17 protein-coding genes are annotated in these 17562 nt (G+C 71.6%); 8 read left to right on the forward strand and 9 right to left on the reverse strand.

What is annotated here, in order from left to right:
• Positions 1–358: 358 nt before the first annotated feature.
• Positions 359–1000: a DNA-3-methyladenine glycosylase gene (locus ACWGIF_RS35080; RefSeq protein WP_453503586.1), complete on the reverse strand. Its 642-nt coding sequence runs from the start codon at positions 998–1000 to the stop codon at positions 359–361.
• Between the two features lie 109 nt (positions 1001–1109).
• On the opposite strand from ACWGIF_RS35080, the gene ACWGIF_RS35085 reads away from it, so the two are divergent.
• The 3 genes from ACWGIF_RS35085 to ACWGIF_RS35095 all read left to right on the forward strand — a co-directional run bounded on the left by ACWGIF_RS35085 (position 1110) and on the right by ACWGIF_RS35095 (position 3128).
• Positions 1110–1892 (forward strand): sporulation protein, encoded by a 783-nt coding sequence (locus ACWGIF_RS35085; protein WP_453503588.1) that lies wholly within the window; start codon positions 1110–1112, stop codon positions 1890–1892.
• A gap of 49 nt (positions 1893–1941) precedes the next feature.
• Positions 1942–2475, forward strand: a complete 534-nt coding sequence (locus ACWGIF_RS35090) for a YbhB/YbcL family Raf kinase inhibitor-like protein (protein ID WP_453503589.1) — start codon at positions 1942–1944, stop codon at positions 2473–2475.
• Positions 2476–2624: 149 nt separating this feature from the next.
• Positions 2625–3128 (forward strand): HNH endonuclease, encoded by a 504-nt coding sequence (locus ACWGIF_RS35095; protein WP_301372004.1) that lies wholly within the window; start codon positions 2625–2627, stop codon positions 3126–3128.
• Between the two features lie 59 nt (positions 3129–3187).
• Here ACWGIF_RS35095 and ACWGIF_RS35100 read toward each other — a convergent pair whose 3' ends face one another.
• From ACWGIF_RS35100 to ACWGIF_RS35115, 4 genes are all read right to left on the reverse strand, one after another.
• Positions 3188–3958, reverse strand: a complete 771-nt coding sequence (locus ACWGIF_RS35100; RefSeq protein ID WP_453503591.1) for a sulfite exporter TauE/SafE family protein — start codon at positions 3956–3958, stop codon at positions 3188–3190.
• Positions 3959–4047: 89 nt separating this feature from the next.
• Positions 4048–5034, reverse strand: coding sequence for an SPFH domain-containing protein (locus ACWGIF_RS35105; protein ID WP_453503593.1), 987 nt, complete (start codon positions 5032–5034; stop codon positions 4048–4050).
• A gap of 84 nt (positions 5035–5118) precedes the next feature.
• Positions 5119–5547 carry an NfeD family protein gene (locus tag ACWGIF_RS35110; protein ID WP_453503594.1) on the reverse strand — a complete coding sequence of 143 codons (429 nt, stop codon included), beginning with the start codon at positions 5545–5547 and terminating at the stop codon, positions 5119–5121.
• A 106-nt stretch (positions 5548–5653) separates the two neighbouring features.
• Entirely contained in the window at positions 5654–6448 is a 795-nt protein-coding gene (locus ACWGIF_RS35115) for an ABC transporter ATP-binding protein (protein ID WP_453503596.1), read from the reverse strand.
• Between the two features lie 134 nt (positions 6449–6582).
• On the opposite strand from ACWGIF_RS35115, the gene ACWGIF_RS35120 reads away from it, so the two are divergent.
• Entirely contained in the window at positions 6583–7368 is a 786-nt protein-coding gene (locus tag ACWGIF_RS35120; protein ID WP_453503597.1) for a hypothetical protein, read from the forward strand.
• 197 nt (positions 7369–7565) lie between these two features.
• On the opposite strand, the gene ACWGIF_RS35125 is transcribed toward ACWGIF_RS35120, so the two are convergent.
• The 3 genes from ACWGIF_RS35125 to ACWGIF_RS35135 form a co-directional block, all read right to left on the reverse strand.
• Positions 7566–7811 carry a chaplin gene (locus ACWGIF_RS35125; RefSeq protein WP_453503609.1) on the reverse strand — a complete coding sequence of 82 codons (246 nt, stop codon included), beginning with the start codon at positions 7809–7811 and terminating at the stop codon, positions 7566–7568.
• Positions 7812–7959: 148 nt separating this feature from the next.
• On the reverse strand, positions 7960–8622 hold the full coding sequence (locus ACWGIF_RS35130; RefSeq protein ID WP_453503599.1) for a response regulator: 663 nt from the start codon (positions 8620–8622) through the stop codon (positions 7960–7962).
• Complete coding sequence (locus ACWGIF_RS35135) at positions 8615–9748, reverse strand: GAF domain-containing sensor histidine kinase (protein ID WP_453503610.1); 1134 nt, start codon at positions 9746–9748, stop codon at positions 8615–8617. Before ACWGIF_RS35135 ends, ACWGIF_RS35130 begins: the two co-directional genes overlap by 8 nt.
• A 173-nt stretch (positions 9749–9921) precedes the next feature.
• On the opposite strand from ACWGIF_RS35135, the gene ACWGIF_RS35140 reads away from it, so the two are divergent.
• The 3 genes from ACWGIF_RS35140 to ACWGIF_RS35150 all read left to right on the forward strand — a co-directional run bounded on the left by ACWGIF_RS35140 (position 9922) and on the right by ACWGIF_RS35150 (position 12840).
• The gene (locus ACWGIF_RS35140; RefSeq protein WP_453503600.1) at positions 9922–10716 is read left to right on the forward strand and encodes an SDR family NAD(P)-dependent oxidoreductase; all 795 of its coding nucleotides are present in this window, start codon (positions 9922–9924) and stop codon (positions 10714–10716) included.
• 47 nt (positions 10717–10763) lie between these two features.
• Positions 10764–11828 (forward strand): S-adenosylmethionine:tRNA ribosyltransferase-isomerase, encoded by a 1065-nt coding sequence (locus ACWGIF_RS35145; protein ID WP_453503602.1) that lies wholly within the window; start codon positions 10764–10766, stop codon positions 11826–11828.
• 313 nt (positions 11829–12141) lie between these two features.
• Positions 12142–12840 (forward strand): transglycosylase SLT domain-containing protein, encoded by a 699-nt coding sequence (locus ACWGIF_RS35150; RefSeq protein WP_453503603.1) that lies wholly within the window; start codon positions 12142–12144, stop codon positions 12838–12840.
• A 109-nt stretch (positions 12841–12949) separates the two neighbouring features.
• On the opposite strand, the gene ACWGIF_RS35155 is transcribed toward ACWGIF_RS35150, so the two are convergent.
• Positions 12950–15475, reverse strand: a complete 2526-nt coding sequence (locus ACWGIF_RS35155; protein WP_453503605.1) for an FHA domain-containing protein — start codon at positions 15473–15475, stop codon at positions 12950–12952.
• Positions 15476–15706: 231 nt separating this feature from the next.
• Here ACWGIF_RS35155 and ACWGIF_RS35160 point away from each other — a divergent pair, with 231 nt between their 5' ends.
• Positions 15707–17356, forward strand: coding sequence for a streptophobe family protein (locus tag ACWGIF_RS35160; protein ID WP_453503607.1), 1650 nt, complete (start codon positions 15707–15709; stop codon positions 17354–17356).
• The last annotated feature ends 206 nt before the right edge of the window (positions 17357–17562 follow it).

Here is a 17562-nt window from a genome sequence, read left to right on the forward strand (position 1 = left end):
TTTGGCACGCTGTTGAGTTCTCAAGGAACGGACGCTTCCTTTGTACTCACCCTCGCGGGTTTTCCTCCGGGCTTTCGTTCTGTTCTTGCGTTTCCAACTCTACCAGATCATTTCCGTGTCGTTTCCGACTTGGATTTGAATTCGGTGACCGTTGGGGGTCTATGCCTTTCGGCGCTTCACCACATTAGCGCTTATCCCTTGCGGCTCATAATCGAGCCGTTGGCCGGGAATTCGGACATGCCGAATTGGACCCCGCCAGGGGTAAGTCGTAGGTGTGGGTTGGCCGCTCCGGAGGTCTGCCGATAGCAGTGCCCCGTTCAAGCGGCTCGGACTACGTTAGGCGTCCGGTCGGGTCGAGTCAAGTTGAGCGGCGGCGTGGCGCGTGGGCGCGGTACGGGCTCACCGTCGGGTCGTCAGTGATCCAGAAGCGGTACGGGTGGGCGGCGCCGGCTCCGCCGACTCCCGTGCGCGGGCCGCTGCTCACCTGGGCGGCCGAGGTGGGGGTGCCCGCGAGGAGGGACAAGGGGGAGTCGGGGCCTGCGCAGAGGTCGGTGCCGTCGAGGGAGCGGTCCACGTCCAGGGCCGTGGCCAGGCGGGCCGGCCCCTTGGCCAGATCTCGCGGGCTTCTGGCGGAAAGCCGACGTTTGGCGGCCAGCTCTGCACCCGCCGTGACCTCGCCCGCCCGCACCAGGACCCCGCTCGCGAGGCCCGGCGGGCCGCACACCAGGTTGAGGCTGAACCACATGCCGTAGATGAAGTAGACGTACGCGTGTCCGGGGGGACCGAACATCGATGCGTTGCGGGCGGTGCGGCCGCGGTAGGCGTGGGAGCCCGGGTCGGACTCTCCCTCATACGCCTCGACCTCCGTGATGCGCAGTTCCAGAGGACCCTCCGGGGTACGGCGGACGAGGGTGCGGCCGAGGAGGTCTGGGGCCACCGTGAGGACCGGGCGGTCGAAGAAGGACCTGGGCAGGGGCGTACGGTCAGGGCGCGCGCTCATCCGGTCGAGCGTAGTGGAACGCGTACGCCTGCAACCGGGGCCTAAGGTTCCGCGTTGGTAAGGGGTAGTCGCGGCGTAGTCGCCAGATCGTTTCAAGGGGAGTTTGAGCATGGGCTTCAAGAAGCTGTTCGCGAGCCTGGGTGCCGGTGGCGCCTCGGTGGACACCGTCATCACCGAGCCGAACGTCGTGCCGGGCGGGATCGTCCAGGGTGAGGTCCGGATCCAGGGCGGATCCGTGGAGCAGCAGATCGAGGGGCTGTCCATCGGGCTGCAGGCACGGGTCGAGGTCGAGGGCGGGGACCAGGAGTACAAGCAGGACGTCGTCTTCACCAAGCAGCGGCTGGGTGGTGCGTTCCAGGTGCAGGCGGGCGCGCTGCACGTGGTGCCGTTCGGGCTGGAGATCCCCTGGGAGACGCCGATCACCCACTTCGGGGGTCAGCACCTGCACGGGATGAACATCGGGGTCAGCACCGAGCTGGAGATCGCGCGTGCGGTGGACGCGGGCGACCTCGACCCGATCAACGTGCACCCGGTGCCGGCGCAGCAGGCGATCCTCGACGCCTTCCGGCAGCTCGGTTTCTCCTTCCGCAGTGCGGACATGGAGCGCGGGCACATCCGCGGGACGCGCCAGTCGCTGCCCTTCTACCAGGAGATCGAGTTCCTGCCGCCGTCGCAGTACCGCGGGCTGAACCAGGTCGAGCTCACCTTCATCGCGGACGGCCGGGAGATGGACGTCGTCCTGGAGATGGACAAGAAGCCGGGTCTGTTCAGCGAGGGCAGCGACACCTACCGCTGCTTCCAGGTGGGTCTGCAGTCATACCAGGAGACCGACTGGGTCGCGTATCTGAACCAGTGGATCGCGTCCGTCGGTTCGCAGCGCAACTGGTTCTAGCCGGTCCTAGGCTCGGACCGGTAATCGCCGGCGATCAGGAGGGTCAGCAGTGACCGAGCAGAGCAGGGCACCTCTTCCGCACGACTTCCACCCGGAGGTGCACGCCTTCACCGTCACCAGTACGGATCTCGCACCGGGTGCCGATCTGGGCGAGGCGCAGGTGTACTCGGGCGGGAACGTCTCGCCGCAGCTGCGGTGGGAGGGGTTCCCGGAGGGGACGAAGAGCTTCGCGGTGACGTGCTTCGACCCGGACGCGCCGACGGGCAGCGGGTTCTGGCACTGGGTGCTCTTCGATCTGCCGGCCTCGGTCACCGAGCTGCCGGCCGGTGCGGGCAGCGGGAAGTTCGAGGGGCTGCCCGCCGGGGCCGTGCACGCACGGAACGACTACGGTTCCCGGGACTTCGGCGGGGCGGCTCCGCCGGCCGGGGAACGGCACCGGTACGTCTTCACCGTGTACGCGGTGGATCAGGCGAAGCTCGGCCCCGGGGCGGATGCGTCTCCCGCCGCCGTCGGGTTCAATCTGCGGTTCCACACCCTGGGGCGTGCCCAGCTCATCGGTGAGTACGAGGCGCCCGCGGGCTGATCGTTCGCCGAGCGTTTGCCCGGTCCTGGTCTAAAGAAGGCCAGGACCGGGCATTTTTATTGCGTTGTCCCGCGTGGCGCGCGCGGCCAGAGTGGTTGCGGGCCCTGCCGCCAGGGTGGTCGCGGGCCTGCACACGGGAGGTGGGCGAGATGCGGGACACGCTGGTGCTGAATGCGAGCTTCGAGCCGCTGTCGACGGTGACCCTGAACAGGGCTGTGGTTCTGGTGCTCCAGGACAAGGCCGTCGTCGAGCAGTCGCATCCCGAGCTGCGTGTGCGCGCGGCCACCATGGATCTTCCGATGCCCCGGGTGATCAGGCTCTGCCGGTATGTGCGGGTGCCCTTCCGAAGACATGCTCCCTGGTCGCGGAGGGGGGTGCTGGTCCGGGACCAGCACCGGTGCGCGTACTGCGGGAAGCGCGCGACGACCGTGGATCACGTGCTGCCCCGGGCGCAGGGGGGTGGGGACACGTGGCTGAACACGGTGGCCTCCTGTGCCGAGGACAACCACCGCAAGGCGGCGCGGACTCCGGAGGAGGCGGGGATGCCGCTCCTCCGGAGGCCCTTCGTGCCGTCTCCGGCGGACGCCATGCTGCTGGCTCTGGGGGTGGCCGGGCGGGAGGCGCTTCCGGAGTGGCTGGAGCGCTCCGCCTAGTCGGATCCTCGGTCGCCGGGTAGTCGGCCGCGCTGAGCGACGTAACTCTGCTACGTCGCTCAGCGGACCAGCAGCTGGACGATGGCGAGGATTCCGACTGTCACGATGACTGTGCGCAGGACGGTCGGCGAGAGCCGGCGGCCGACCTTGGCGCCGATCTGGCCGCCGATGGTGGAGCCGACGGCGATCAGGAGGACGGCCGTCCAGTCGAACTCGGCGACGAAGAGGAAGAGGACGGCCGCGATGCCGTTCACCAGGGCGGCGATGACGTTCTTGACGGCGTTGATCCGTTGTAGGTCGTCGCGGAGCAGCAGGCCCATCAGGCCGAGGTAGAGGACGCCCTGGGCGGCGCCGAAGTAGCCGCCGTAGGCGCTGGAGAACAGCATGCCGCCGAGTAGAGCGGGGCCGCCGTCGGGGTGTCCGGTGTCGCCTCCGGCGGCTTCCTGGCGTCGGCGCAGGTACGCGGCGAGCCGGGGCTGGAGGATGACGAGTACGAGAGCCAGTCCGATGAGGACGGGCACGATCGTGTCGAAGGAGTCCGACGGCAGGGTGAGGAGCAGGACCGCGCCGGCGAGTCCGCCGACGAGGGATACGGCGCCGAGCCGCAGGATGCGGGCGCGCTGCCCTTGGAGCTCCTTGCGGTAGCCGATGGCTCCGCTGATCGAACCGGGCACCAGGCCGAGGGTGTTGGACACGTTGGCGGTGACCGGCGGCAGGCCGGTGGCCAGCAGCACCGGGAAGGTGATCAGGGTGCCGGAGCCGACGATGGTGTTGATCGTGCCCGCGCCGATGCCGGCGGCGAAGATCGCGAGTGATTCCCAGATGGACATGGGCGATGCCATCCCCTTTGCATGAGTGAGTCGCCTCCCCGCCATGAAGGTCGAGGGGTCTCACCGATCATGCAGGAGGGGAGGGCCGGTCAGTCGATGGGGGGCTGTTCGCGGCGTTCCGCGGCGTCCTTGTCGCGCGCGCCGGGGATGCCGCCGCCGTCCTTCCCGGAGTTCTGCGGGTTGAAGCCCGAACCTCCGCCCATGGGGCCGAAGTTGCCCATGGCGCCGGACAGGCCCTTGAGGGCGTCGCCGATCTCGCTCGGCACGATCCAGAGCTTGTTGGCATCGCCTTCGGCGATCTTCGGGAGCATCTGGAGGTACTGGTAGGCGAGGAGCTTCTGGTCGGCGTCGCCGGCGTGGATGGACTCGAACACCGTGCGGATGGCCTGCGCTTCACCCTCGGCGCGCAGCGCGGCGGCCTTGGCGTCACCTTCGGCGCGCAGGATGGAGGACTGCTTCTCACCCTCGGCGCGCAGGATCTCGGACTGCCGCACACCCTCGGCCTGGAGGATCGCGGCGCGCTTGTCGCGGTCGGCGCGCATCTGCTTCTCCATCGAGTCCTGGATGGAGGTCGGCGGCTCGATCGCCTTGAGCTCGACGCGGTTGACGCGGATGCCCCACTTGCCGGTGGCCTCGTCGAGGACCCCGCGCAGGGCGGCGTTGATCTCCTCGCGGGAGGTGAGGGTCCGCTCCAGGTCCATGCCGCCGATGATGTTGCGGAGGGTGGTGACGGTGAGCTGCTCGATGGCCTGGATGTAGCTGGCCACTTCGTATGTGGCGGCGCGGGCGTCGGTCACCTGGTAGTAGATGACGGTGTCGATGTTGACGACCAGGTTGTCCTGGGTGATGACCGGCTGCGGCGGGAAGGGGACAACCTGCTCGCGGAGGTCGATCCGGTTGCGGATCGAGTCGATGAACGGGACGACGATGTTGAGGCCCGCGTTGAGGGTGCGAGTGTAGCGGCCGAATCGCTCGACGATGGCGGCGCTGGCCTGCGGGATCACCTGGATCGTCTTGACCAGTGCGATGAAGACCAGAACCACCAGAATGATCAGGACGATGATGATCGGTTGCATGCGGTTCCCCGTGCCCTTCCGGCTGTCTGTGCTGCCCCGTTGAGCGGAGTCTCGCAGACCCGGGGGCCGCGAGCAGGCCGCTTCTCACATCACGACGGCGGTCGCCCCGTCGATCTCCACGACGTCCACGGACTGCCCGGCTTCGAAACTGGTGTCCGCGTCGAGGGCGCGGGCGGACCAGATCTCGCCGGCGAGCTTGATGCGGCCGCCGCTGCCGTCGACGCGTTCGAGGACGACGGCGGTTCTGCCCCTCAACGCGTCGATGCCGCTGCGGTGCTGGGGGCGCTGGTCGCGGTGCCGGTTGGCGATCGGCCGTACCACGGCGATCAGCGCGACCGACACGGCGACGAAGACCAGGACTTGGGCAACCACTCCCCCGCCGAGGGCCGCCGTGACGGCGGCCGCGACCGCCCCCACGGCGAACATGCCGAACTCGGGCATCGCGGTCAGGACGAGGGGGATGCCCAGTCCGACCGCGCCGATGAGCCACCACACCCACGCGTCGATGTCCACATGGTCATGGTAGGTCGGGCGGGCGCGGTCGGGACAGGGTGCGGTGCGCCCTGGTCCGTCTCGTCGAAGTCCCGTCCGGCCGGCGGAGGTCCGGCACGCACGCTCCCTAACCGAGGGGCAGTCCCTGGGCGGTCCAGCGGTCGTTCCCGTTGCGCTCGACGACCAGCGGGAGGCCGAAGCAGAGCGAGAGGTTGCGGGAGGTGAGTTCGAGGTCGATCGGGCCCGCGGTGACGACCTTGCCCTGACGGATCATCAGGACGTGGGTGAAGCCGGGGGCGATCTCCTCGACGTGGTGCGTGACCATGACCATGGAGGGGGCGAGCGGGTCGCGGGCCAGGCGGCCGAGGCGGCGTACGAGGTCCTCGCGGCCGCCGAGGTCCAGGCCGGCGGCGGGCTCGTCGAGGAGCAGCAGCTCGGGGTCGGTCATCAGGGCGCGGGCGATCAGCGTGCGCTTGCGCTCGCCCTCGGAGAGGGTGCCGAACTTCCGGTCGAGGTAGTCGGTCATGCCGAGGCGGTCGAGGAAGGCGCGGGCGCGCTGCTCGTCGATGTCCTCGTACTCCTCCTGCCAGGTCGCCGTCATGCCGTAGGCGGCGGTGAGGACGGTCTGCAGGACGGTCTGCCGCTTGGGCAGCTTGTCGGCCATCGCGATGCCGGCGACACCGATGCGGGGGCGCAGCTCGAAGACGTCCACCTTGCCGAGGGTGCTGCCGAGGATGGAGGCCTTGCCCGTGGTGGGGAACAGGTAGCTGGAGGCGAGGTTCAGCAGAGTGGTCTTGCCGGCGCCGTTGGGGCCGAGGATCACCCAGCGCTCCCCCTCCTTCACCGACCAGGAGACCTGGTCCACCAGAGCCCGGCCCTCGCGGACCACGGATACGTCCACCAGCTCCAGAACATCGCTCATGAGCGTGTTGTCACCCCTTGCAGTCACGGTTCTCTGTGCGCCGGTAGACGCAGCCCCAGGGGGAAAACCTACGCCACTGCGGGAGGGCACCGGGGCCGGGGCCCGATGCCGGGACCGATCCGTAAAGTGGGGGGATGCTTTTCGAACCACGTTCAGGGCGCCTGGCCGCCTGGGGGAACGCTCTGCTGGCCGGTCTGGTCTCGCCCGACGAGGCCGTGTTGTCGATCGTGGGCGAGGACGCCGTGCACCGGGTGGAGGGGCTGCCGGGTGAGGAGGGACCGGTGGGTCTCACCCTGGCGCTCGGCCGGCTGCGGGGGCTGGGGGCGACGGGGCTGCGGGTCGCGCTGCCGGCGCCGGGGCATCCGCTGGGCCTGAGCGGGCCGGCGGAGTTCAACGCGCGGGCGCTGGAGGCCGAGGAGGCGGTCGTCGCGGTAGGGGCGTCGCTGGGGCTGGTGCCGGAGGTGTCCGAGGCGGGGCCGGCCGGGGACGTCCACGTGTCGGTGATCTGGCACTGTCTGCCGGTACGGGAGGCACCGCCGGCGGACGTGCCCTCGCTGGGCGAGGCGGAGCGGGAGCTGGCGGAGGCGCTGCGCGAGGCGACCGTGGCGCTGACCCGGCTGGACGTGGCGGGGTCCGGGCCGGTGGCGGAAGCGGCGCTGTCGGCGTACCGGGCGCGGGCGGAGGCCGGACGGGACGCGCTGGCGCCGGGGTATCCGGCGCGGGCGGTGCGGGTGCTGGCGCTGGCGCAGCGGGTGGATCTGATGGTGTCGCTGGCGTACGAGAAGGGGCACGGGGGCGCGGTGGCCGCCTCGGAGATGGCGGCGCGGGCTGAGGCCTTGCGGCCGGTGGAGCGGGTGTCTCGGCGGGCGCTCGTCGCGGCGTACAACTCGGCCGTCGAGGAGCGTGAGCGGGGGCGCTAGCCGGGCGGGGGCGGTGGGCGGTGCATGACGGCTGCGCCGGGCCGAACGGGGCTGCGCGCCAGACCCCGCGCCTCAAACGCCGGCGAGGCTGGATGTGGCTGCGCCTGGCGCGGCTGGGTTTGCCTGCGGCGGAAATGCGGCGGCCCCGCTTCCCGGGGAGAGGGGGGAAGCGGGGCCGCGAGGCGAGGCGGGCGGGGTCAGGCGTTCACGCCCGTGTTGCCGAAGGCCGGGTTGAGCAGGCCGATCACGTTGACCGTGTTGCCCACCACGTTCACGGGGACGTGCACCGGGACCTGGAGCAGGTTCCCGGAGGCCACGCCGGGCGAGTTCAGGGCCTCGCCCTCCGCCGACGCACCGCCGTGCGCCGAGGAGACACCGGCGCCGGCGACGATGAGGCCGCCCGCGATCATGGTGACGGCTGCGGCCTTCTTGAAGTTCTTCACGTTCTCGTCCTCCAGTACGTCTGCCGCGACCAGCCGTCGCGGCACGCCATGGAGAACGGTCGCCCCGCGATCGGGATACGCCATGTGGGCTACATACACCCGACCGTATGAATCTCAGTCCGGAACGAGACGATCCGATGTGCGCCTGTCAGTCGGCGATTCCGTGCCGGACCGCCCACAATGCGGCCTGGGTCCGGTCGGAAAGGTCCAGCTTCATCAGGATGTTCGAGACGTGGGTCTTGACCGTCTTCTCGGACAGCACCAGGGCGCGGGCGATCTCGCGGTTGGAGCGGCCGTCCGCGATGAGGCCCAGGACCTCGCGTTCGCGGTCGGTCAGCGAGCCGGGCCGGCCGGCCGACGGGCTCTGCTCGTCCTGGGAGAGCAGGGCCTGGGCCACCTCCGGCTGGAGGAGCACGTGGCCGGCGTGGACGGAGCGGATGGCTCCGGCCAGGGCGTCGGGGTCGATGTCCTTGTAGACGTATCCCGCGGCGCCGGCCCGCAGGGCGGGGACCACGGTCCGCTGCTCCGTGAAGCTGGTGACGATCAGCACCCGGGCGGGGTTCGTCAGCTCGCGCAGCCGGCGCAGCGCCTCGATGCCGTCGGTGCCCGGCATCTTGATGTCCATCAGGATCACGTCGGGCCGCAGCTCCTCGGCCCGGGCGATGCCCTCCTCGCCGTCCGAGGCCTCGCCGACCACCTCGATGTCGTCCTGGACTTCCAGGAAGGTGCGCAGGCCCCGCCGGACGACCTGGTGGTCGTCGACGAGCAGTACACGGATGCCGATGCCGCTTCGGCCGCCACTGTCAGCCACCGGGGACCTCCATCTCGATCGTGGTGCCCTGACCGGGCTCCGAGTGCACGGTGAGCCGGCCGCCGACGCCGCTCGCGCGGTCGCGCATGGAGACCAGTCCCAGGTGGCGGCCCGCCCTGCGGACGGTGCGGGGGTCGAAGCCCTTGCCGGAGTCGGCGACCTTGAGGACCGCGCCGCCGGCGGGCGTCCGGGTCAAGGTGACCTCGACGCGGTCGCCCCCGGAGTGGCGCAGGGCGTTGTGGAGGGCCTCCTGGGCGACGCGGAGGACGGCTTCCTCCTGGGTCGCGGGGAGGGCCCGTACGCCGTCGCAGGTGAAGGTGACGTGCGCGGCGTGGGCTCGGTCGAGTACGTGGACGTGCGTGCGCAGGGTGGCGGCCAGGCCGTCCTCGTCGAGGGCGGCCGGGCGGAGCTCGGTCACGGCGGCGCGCAGTTCGTCGGCGGCCTCCGCCGCCAGGGCGGCCACCTGCTGCAGCTCGCCCTTGGCCCGGGCCGGGTCGCGGTCGACGAGGGCGGCGGCGGCCTGGGCGGTGAGGCGCAGCGAGAAGAGCTTCTGGCTGACGGCGTCGTGCAGCTCGTGGGCGAGCCGCGAGCGCTCCTCGGCGATGGTGAGCTCGCGGCTGCGCTCGTAGAGCCGGGCGTTGGTGAGGGCGATCGCCGCGTGCTGGGCGAGGAGGGAGAGGAGTTCCTGGTCCTCGTCGGTGAAGCCGTGCGGGCCGCGCTTGTTCGCGAGGAAGAGGGCGCCGAGGGTCTCCTCCCCGTCCCGGACGGGCATGCCGAGGAAGTCGGACATCTCGGGGTGTGCTCCGGGCCAGCCCTCGAAGCGCGGGTCCTCGCGTACGTCGGCCAGGCGCTCGGGGCCGCCCTCGTGGAGCATCGCGGCGAGGATGCCGTGCTGGCGGGGCAGCGGGCCGATACGGCGCCACTGCTCCGCGCTGATGCCGTCCACCACGAACTGGGCGAAGCCGCCGTGGTCGTCCGGGACGCCCAGGGCCGCGTACTCGGCGTCGAGGAGCTCGCGGGCCGAAACGACGATGGTGCGCAGGACGTCGCGGACCTCGAGGCGGCGGCTCATGGCGAGCAGCGCGGTGCTCACGGCGGCCAGGCCGCTGGGGGGTCCGCCGGGCAGGGGGCTACCGGTCATGGGCACACCGTACCCGCGGCCGTGACCTGCGGGATCGGGCGGCGGATGTAGGTCCAACGGACCTGTGCGCGTGGGGCTCACGGCCGACGCGGGACCGGGTGGCCCCTTCCTAGGTTGGGGGCATCTGCTGATCGGAACGGAAGACGAGGGGTGCTGTCATGTCGGTGGCGATCGTGACGGGGGCGTCCAGGGGGCTCGGCCGGGCGCTGGCCGGGGAGCTGGCGGCGCGCGGCTGGGACCTGGTGCTCAGTGCGCGGGGCGGGGCGGCTCTGAAGGAGACCGCGGGCGGGCTGGAGGAGGCCGCCGGGGTGCGGGTGGCGGCGGTGGCCGGGGACGTGTCCTCGCAGGCGCACCGGGCGGCGCTGGTGGCGGCGGCGCGGGAGCTGGGCGGGCTGGATCTGCTGGTGAACAACGCCGGCGTGCTGGGGACGGAGCCGTTGGTGCCGCTGGAGCTCCATCCGCTGGACGGGCTGCGCGAGGCGTTCGAGGTCAATGTGGTGGGGCCGCTGGGGCTGGTCCAGGAGGGGCTGCCGCTGCTGCGGGCCTCGCAGGCCGGGGCGGTGCTGAACATCAGCTCGGACGCGGCGGTGGTGGCGTACGCGACGTGGGGGGCCTACGGGGCGACCAAGGCGGCGGGGGATCTGATGTCGGCCGTACTGGCGGTGGAGGAGCCGGGGCTGCGGGTGTGGTGGGCGGATCCGGGCTCGATGCGGACGCGGATGATGGCGGCGGCCGAGCCCGGGGAGGACATGACGGGGATGCCGGCGCCGGAGGAGGTGGCCCCCGCGCTGCTGCGGCTCGTGGAGCAGTCGCTGCCGAGCGGGCGGTACACGGCGCAGGAGCTGGCGGCGGACGGGGAGACGGCGCAGCGCCCGGCGGGCGGCGGGCCGGCGGCGGACGAGGAGACGGGCGCGGGGGCGGTCCGGGAGACGGGTGCGGGGGCCGGGCGGTGAGCGGGCGGCGGGCACTGCGGGAAACGGAACCCTATATAGGGGAGAGAGTGCACATACCGGACATTCCGCCGGAGCTGCTGGCCCGGGTTCCCGTCGAGCAGCGCGGGCCGGGGCTGGGGCGCGATGCGGTGCGGCTGCTGGTGTCCCGGGGCAGCGCGGAGGTGTCGCTGCGCGCCTTCCGGGAACTTCCGGGGCTGCTGCGGGCCGGGGACGTGCTGGTGGTGAACACGTCGGCCACGCTGGCGGCCGCCGTGGACGCCCGGCTGGCCGGTGAGGACCTCGTGGTGCACTTCTCGTCCCGGGGCGACGACGGCCGCTGGGCCGTGGAGCTGCGGAGCCCGGCGGGCCGCGGGACGACCCTGCCGCGCGCCGGGGGGCCGGCGGGGGCCGTGGTGGAGCTGCCGGGTGGGGGCCGCCTCGTCCTGGAGGAGCCCCTGACGGCGGGGGCGGACCGCCTGTGGTGGGCGCGGCCGCTGCCCGCGGCGGGCGGGGTTGCGGCGCTGCTGCGGGCGTACGGGCGGCCGATCCGGTACGCGTACACGGAGCGGGACCAGCCGCTGTCGGCCTATCAGACGGTGTTCGCGGTGCCGGCGGCCGACGGATCAGGCTCGGCGGAGATGCCGAGCGCGGGCCGGCCGTTCACGGCGGAGCTGGTGGCGCGGCTGGTGAGCCGGGGGGTGCAGTTCGCTCCGCTGACGCTGCACACGGGGGTGTCCTCGCCTGAGGCGCACGAACCGCCCTACCCGGAGCGGTACGAGGTCTCCCCGACGACGGCGGGGCTGGTGAACGCCGCTCGGGCCGCCGCAGGCAGGGTGATCGCGGTGGGGACCACGGCGGTGCGGGCCCTGGAGTCGGCCGCGGACGCCCGGGGGCTGGTCCGCCCGGCCGGCGGCTGGACCGACCTGGTGGTGACGCCGGAGCGCGGGGTGCGGGTGGTGGACGGACTGCTGACCGGGCTGCACGAGCCCGAGGCGTCCCATCTGCTGATGCTGGAGGCGGTGGCGGGCCGGGCCGCCGTACGGCTCGGATATGCCGAGGCATTGGCCCGGCTCTGCCTCTGGCATGAATTCGGGGACGTCCACCTGCTACTCAAGGACGAAAGCAGTCACTGACTGCATTGCTACAGCAACACATGGTGAATCCGTTACGTGCCCGATGTGAGCCCGCACATAGGACCCACATCACTTACGAAGCTCCCTAGTGGAAAGGTAAGGGTCCTGTCAGAGCGGTCGCACCTAGCGCCGAGGCCCGAAAACGGGCCTCGGCGCCCGCACGTGATCCACTAAGCAGCTTCGTACGTCACACCTTTGCCACAGGATTTTGCCGCCGCTAAGAATTGCCCTCGTCGCACAGCACTGCGGACCGGATCCCGGATCCTCGCCGCGCTTTCCTGCGGCTCCCGCTATTCGAAGAGGTTGCCCCGCCATGTCTGCTTCCCGCACCCCTGGTCACAGTCGTCTGACGAAGGCACACAAGCTGTCCATCGCCGGTGTCGCCACGCTGAGCACCGCCGCGATCGCCTTCTCCCTCGTCCCGGCCGGCGCCGCACAGGCCGAGACGGTCAACGCCGCCCCCGTCGCCTGGACCCAGGCCGTCAACGGCGTGCAGACGAAGGCACTGCACCACAGCCTCTCCGCGCAGCAGGTGATCGCCACCGCGAACGCGAAGGCCGCGGCCAAGGCCAAGGCCGAAGCCGACGCCAAAACCAAGGCCGCCGCCAAGGCGAAGGCCGAGGCCGCCGCGAAGAAGGCGCGCGAGCAGAAGGCGGCCGCGAGCCGGTCTGCCGCCCGCACCCCGGCCTTCGCGAACAACCTGGACGGCTGGATCAAGGAAGCCCTCTTCATCATGAAGAAGGAGAACATTCCGGGCACCTACGCCGGTATCCACCGCAACATCATGCGCGAGTCCAGCGGTAACCCGATGGCGATCAACAACTGGGACATCAACGCCCAGAACGGCATCCCCAGCAAGGGTCTGCTCCAGGTCATCCTCCCGACCTTCAAGGCGTACCACGTCAAGGGCACCAAGTTCGACCAATACGACCCCGTCGCCAACATCGTCGCCGCCTGCAACTACGCGGCCGACCGCTACGGCTCGATGGACAACGTCAACAGCGCCTACTAAGGCCGGCGGCGTACACCAAGCCCCCCATGCGCCTCAGGGCGGCACCCGGACTTCCGGGTGCCGCCCTGAGGCGTTTTCGTGCGTACGGACCCGCCACGCGGACTGCGGGCTAGTTGCCGGCGCGCATGACCTCGGGCTCGTGGCGGCGCAGCAGGCGCTGCACCAGGAAGCCGCAGGCGATGCCGATGAGCAGCAGGACGGTGATGTTCAGGCTCCACTGGCCGACCGTGGCGTCCCAGAGCGGGTCGGTGTTGGTCGGGTTCTCGCGGTCCCACGGCGGCATGAGCTTGCCGAGGTTCAGCGTGGTGCCGGCGGCGGCGACTGCCCAGCGGGACGGCATCAGCCAGGCGAACTGTTCCAGGCCCGGGGAGTCGTAGACCTGGAAGAGGATGCCGGTGAAGACGACCTGGACGATCGCGAACATGACCAGCAGCGGCATGGTCTTCTCGGCGGTCTTCACCAGCGAGGAGATCACGAGGCCGAACATCATCGAGGTGAAGCCGAGTGCGATGACCGACAGGCACAGCTCGACGGCCGGCGGCATGAGCAGGCCCTCGGCGGGCAGGTCGCGCGGGAAGAAGCCGATCCCGCAGATGATCACGCCCTGGACGGCCGTGATGACCCCGAGGACGATCACCTTCGACATGAGGTACGCGGACCGGGACAGCCCGGTCGCGCGCTCTCGCTCGTAGATGACCCGTTCCTTGATCAGCTCGCGGACCGAGTTGGCGGCGCCCGAGAAGCACATGCCGACCGCGAGGATCAGCATGATCGTGCCGGCGTCGCCGTTGAACTGGGACGGCGGCTTCGGCGGCGCGAGGCCGAAAGTCGCCGGGATGACCGTGGAGACCACTCCGAGGACCGCGGGCAGGATCAGCATCAGGCCGAGGAAGCCCCGGTCGGAGGCGATCACCGAGACGTAGCGGCGGATCAGCGTGAAGAGCTGCGAGCCCCAGCCCTGCGGCTTCGGCGGACGCATCTGCTGGACCGGCGGCATCGCGACCGACTGCGGGGCGACCGCGTCGATGTCCGCGGCGTAGAGCTGGTAGTGCTGGGAGCCCTTCCAGCGGCCGGCCCAGTCGTAGTCGCGGTAGTTCTCGAAGGACGAGAAGACGTCCGCCCACGTGGTGTAGCCGAAGAAGTTCAGCGCCTCGTCCGGCGGGCCGAAGTACGCGACCGAACCGCCCGGGGCCATGACCAGCAGCTTGTCGCAGATGGCCAGCTCGGCGACCGAGTGGGTGACGACGAGGACCGTGCGGCCGTCGTCGGCGAGGCCGCGCAGCAGCTGCATGACGTCGCGGTCCATGCCCGGGTCGAGGCCGGAGGTCGGCTCGTCCAGGAAGATCAGGGACGGCTTGGTGAGCAGCTCCAGGGCCACGGACACGCGCTTGCGCTGACCACCGGAGAGGGCGGTGATCTTCTTGTCCTTGTGGATGTCGAGCTTGAGCTCGCGCAGCACCTCGTCGATGCGGGCGGCGCGCTCGGACTCGGCGGTGTCGCCGGGGAAGCGGAGCTTGGCCGCGTACTTGAGGGCGGTGCTGACCTTCAGCTCCTTGTGCAGGATGTCGTCCTGCGGGACCAGGCCGATGCGCTGGCGGAGCTCCGCGAACTGCTTGTACAGGTTGCGGTTGTCGTAGAGGACGTCGCCCTGGTCGGCGGGCCGGTAGCCGGTCAGCGCCTTGAGCAGGGTGGACTTTCCGGAGCCGGACGGGCCGATGACGCCGATGAGCGACTTCTCCGGGACGCCGAAGGTGACGTCCTTCAGGATCTGCTTGCCGCCGTCGACCGTGACCGTGAGGTGGCGGGCCGAGAAGGAGACCTCGCCGGTGTCGACGAACTCCTCGAGGCGGTCGCCGACGATCCGGAACGTCGAGTGGCCGACGCCGACGATGTCGTTCGGGCCGAGCAGCGCGGTGCCGGACTTGGGCAGCGGCTGACCGTTGACATAGGTGCCGTTGTGGCTGCCGAGGTCGTGGATCTCGAAGCGCCCGCCGGGCATCGAGCGGAACTCGGCGTGGTGGCGGGAGACCTGGAGGTCGGAGACCACCAGTTCGTTCTCCAGCGCACGGCCGATCCGCATGACGTGGCCCAGCGAGAGCTGGTGGAACGTCGTCGGGCTGCGGTCTCCGTAGACGGGCGCTCCGCCCTGCGCCGGGCGCGGAGCGGCGCCGCCCTGCTGGTGCGGGAAGTGAGCCTGCGGCTGCTGTTGAGCCGGCTGCTGGGCCTGCTGCTGCTCCCAGGCCTGCTGCTGGGGCTGCTGCTGCGGGGCCTGGTAGGCCGGGGCCTGCGGCTGGGCGTACGCCTGCGCCGGGGCCTGCTGGGCCACGGCCGGCTGCGGCGCGGCCGCGGCGCTCAGGTTCAGCCACGGGCCGTCGGTCGCGTTGCCCAGGTGGACCGGCGTGCCGGGCACGAGCTGGGTCTGCTGGACCCTGGCCCCGTGCACGTAGGTGCCGTTGGTGCTGCCGTGGTCCTCGATGCCCCAACCCTGGCCGTTCCAGGTGATGGTGGCATGCCGCCACGACACGCGGGCGTCGTCGATCACCACGTCTCCCTGGGGATCGCGCCCCAGCGAGTACGACCTGGACGGATCGAGCGTCCAGGTCCTTCCATTCAATTCCAGTACGAGTTCCGGCACTCCAGCCCCACTTAAGTCCCCCGAGAATCCCCCATGACGTCAGGGAGTCTAGGGATGGCGAACATCCTGGGGAACTATTTCAGGCCCGCAGCCGTATGTGGAATCCGGGCCGCTTCGGGGCGTCTACGACAGCCCGTTGACGGGGTCGAAAGTCACCCGGAGAGTGAGATACGGGACTTCTCGCCCGGGGATCCCGTCGCGTACCGCTCGGTCGGCTCGGGGGTTCACCGCATGCGCCGCATTCGCTGGGGAGACGTGCTCCTGTCCTCCGTCGCCGCCGTGGGGTGGTCCCTCATCGTGATGGCGGCGGTGGCCGCACTGGGGCTGCACCTGCTGGGCGCCGACGCGGCCGGGGGCTCGCTCGGGGCGATGACGGCCGCCGTGGTGGTCCTCGCGGTCGGCGGCACCGTGATCCCCTCGGGTGACGTCTCGGCCTTCGGCCTCACCGGGGTCGGCGCCCAAACCTCCCTGGACGTCATGCCGTTGGGGGTGTCGCTGGCCGGGGCGCTGGTCCTGGCGTGTGTGTTCCTGCGCTCGCTGCGGGCCGGGGCGGGCACCGGTGAGACGGCCGCGAGGGTCACGGCGCTCACGGCGCTGCTCGTCGCGACGGCGGGCGGGCTGGCGTGGGCCGGGCACGACGTGGTCACCCTCGACGGGACGGCGCCGCTGCCGCAGGCCCCGGCGAAGGTCGAGATCCCGGGGATCGGGGACATCGGCGGGCTGCTCCCGGAGCGCATCGGGGACCTGGTCGAGACCCGCACCCGGGTGGGCTTCTCGGTGGAACTCGGGCCGAGCCTGGCGGGCGCGGGGGTGTGGGTGCTCGCCGTACTGGCGGTGGCGCTGCTGGTCTCGCGGCGCGGGCCGGCGGCGCTCGCCCGGTTCCGCCCGGCCGCCTCGGCGGTGGTGGCGATGCTGCTGGTCGCGGTGGCGGCCGGGATGGCCTCGGCCGTGTGGGCGGCGCTGGGCGACGCGGCTGCGGAGCCCGGCCGGGGCCGGCGGGTGCTGGGAGCCGCGCTGCTGGGTGCGCCGAACGGGAGCTGGCTGGGGGTGCTGCTGGGGCTGTTCGTGCCCGTGCACGGGCGGGTCACGGGTGCGCCGGCCCGGCTGCTGCCCGATCCGCTGGACGATCTCATGGCGGTCTCCGCGCGGGAGCCGGTGACGGTGGCACGCCTGGCGGAGTACGACGAGCGGGTCTGGCTGCTGGTCGCGGGGGCGGCCCTGCTGCTGCTCTACGCGGGCGTGCTGGCGGCCGTACGGACTCCCGGGCGCGGGATCCCGGGGTGCGCGGCGCGGATGTCGGCCGTGACAGGGGTGACGCTGGCGGTGCTGGCATGGCTGACGGGGCTCTCTGCGGACGCCTCGCTCGCGGTGCTGGGGGTGGACGCGGTGGACGCCGGGGTGGAGCTGCGGGGGGACGTCGTTTACGCCCTGCTGCTGGGCGGGGTCTGGGGTGCGGGGGCCGGTGGGGCGGGTGCGGGGGTGGCACGCCTGCGCCGTGTGGGTGCGCGGCCGGGGGCGGTCGGGGCGGGATGGCCGGTTCCGCGGGCCGGCGCGGGGGACGGTTCCGGTGCGCCCACGGCCCCGTACGGGCATACGCCCGGCGGGGGCGATGGCCGGTATCCGACCTCTGGGGCCTCAGGCGCGGGTTCCGAACGCTCCGAACGTTCCAGAGGTTCCGGACGTTCCGGACGTTCCGGACCGTACGCCGGGGCGCCACCGCACCAGGAGCCGCACGTCTCCTGGGACGTGACGGTGACCGGCGTCCCGCCGCGGCCTCCGGGTCCGCCGAAGCCGCGCCGGCGCCCGCCGTTCACCCCGCCGCCTCCGCCGCCTCCGCCGGTGCCGCCGCCTCCGCCGGTGCCGCCCGCGCCGCCGCGGTGACCGCCGGCGCGAGGCCGCTGCGCTGGGCTGCTCCCCGCCCCGCCCTTCCGCCGTTCCCCGGGCTCCGCCCGGACCCGCGCCCCGATCGCCCGGCGCGGCCCGAAGATCGGGGCTCCGCCCCGGACCCCGCGCCTCAAACGCCGGCGAGGCTGCAGTGGGGCGCTGCTCCGGACCCCACGCCCCGATCGCCGGCGCGGCAGCAGTGG

The sequence above is a fragment of the Streptomyces sp. NPDC054849 genome (assembly GCF_053610945.1).

Bases quoted from the DNA above. Each gene is read 5' to 3' on its own strand.
- ACWGIF_RS35095 (WP_301372004.1), top strand. From the start codon at position 2,625: ATGCGGGACACGCTGGTGCTGAATGCGAGCTTCGAGCCGCTGTCGACG.
- ACWGIF_RS35080 (WP_453503586.1), bottom strand. From the start codon at position 1,000: ATGAGCGCGCGCCCTGACCGTACGCCCCTGCCCAGGTCCTTCTTCGAC.
- ACWGIF_RS35105 (WP_453503593.1), bottom strand. From the start codon at position 5,034: ATGCAACCGATCATCATCGTCCTGATCATTCTGGTGGTTCTGGTCTTC.
- ACWGIF_RS35140 (WP_453503600.1), top strand. From the start codon at position 9,922: ATGTCGGTGGCGATCGTGACGGGGGCGTCCAGGGGGCTCGGCCGGGCG.
- ACWGIF_RS35100 (WP_453503591.1), bottom strand. From the start codon at position 3,958: ATGTCCATCTGGGAATCACTCGCGATCTTCGCCGCCGGCATCGGCGCG.
- ACWGIF_RS35150 (WP_453503603.1), top strand. From the start codon at position 12,142: ATGTCTGCTTCCCGCACCCCTGGTCACAGTCGTCTGACGAAGGCACAC.
- ACWGIF_RS35120 (WP_453503597.1), top strand. From the start codon at position 6,583: ATGCTTTTCGAACCACGTTCAGGGCGCCTGGCCGCCTGGGGGAACGCT.
- ACWGIF_RS35115 (WP_453503596.1), bottom strand. From the start codon at position 6,448: ATGAGCGATGTTCTGGAGCTGGTGGACGTATCCGTGGTCCGCGAGGGC.
- ACWGIF_RS35160 (WP_453503607.1), top strand. From the start codon at position 15,707: ATGCGCCGCATTCGCTGGGGAGACGTGCTCCTGTCCTCCGTCGCCGCC.
- ACWGIF_RS35085 (WP_453503588.1), top strand. From the start codon at position 1,110: ATGGGCTTCAAGAAGCTGTTCGCGAGCCTGGGTGCCGGTGGCGCCTCG.